This is a genomic window from Sphingomonas yabuuchiae, from assembly GCF_001477495.1.
Lineage (GTDB): Bacteria > Pseudomonadota > Alphaproteobacteria > Sphingomonadales > Sphingomonadaceae > Sphingomonas > Sphingomonas yabuuchiae_A.
Map to the genome: position 1 here is coordinate 1 of NZ_LDTF01000185.1, position 663 is coordinate 663.

A 663-nucleotide genomic window follows, 5' to 3' on the forward strand; every position below is an offset into this window, starting at 1 on the left:
GCCGAGCAGTACCGCCCGATCCTCGAGCGCAGCGAGAAGGCCTGATGGCGCGGGCCGGCCTCGCATCGCCCGCGGACGATCTGTCATCAGCCGACGCGGCCGCGCCTGCCCGCTGGCAACCGCCGGGCTACTGGCCCTTCGTGGTGCCGGCCCTCGTCGTCGTCGTCGGGGTGATCGTGTTTCCCTGGGCCTTCACCCTGTGGATGAGCCTGCACGAATGGAAGGTCGGCGCGGCGCCGGCCTTCGTCGGCCTGTCGAACTACGCGCGGCTCCCGACCGATCCGCGCTTCCTCGACGCGGTGTGGCAGACGCTGGTCTACACCGCGCTCTCGGTGGTGCTGCCGCTGATCCTCGGCACGCTGGCGGCCTGCGTGTTCCACGCCAAGTTCCCGCTGCGGGGCTTCCTGCGCGGGGTGTTCATCCTGCCGATGATGGCGACCCCCGTCGCCATCGCGCTCGTCTGGACCATGATGTTCCACCCCCAGCTCGGGGTGCTGAACTATCTCCTCTCGCTCGTCGGCATCCCGCCCCAGCTCTGGGTCTTTCACCCGGCGACCGTGATCCCCTCGCTGGTGCTGGTCGAGACCTGGCAATGGACGCCGCTCGTCATGCTGATCGTGCTCGGCGGCCTCGCGGCGCTTCCCACCGAGCCCACGAGACAGG

The 663-nt window shown here is 69.8% G+C and carries 1 protein-coding gene; it reads left to right on the plus strand.

Going from position 1 to position 663, the window contains the following annotated elements:
• Positions 1–44 precede the first annotated feature (44 nt).
• On the plus strand, positions 45–663 hold a 619-nt coding region (locus NS355_RS17985), incomplete at its 3' end, for a carbohydrate ABC transporter permease (protein ID WP_167345501.1).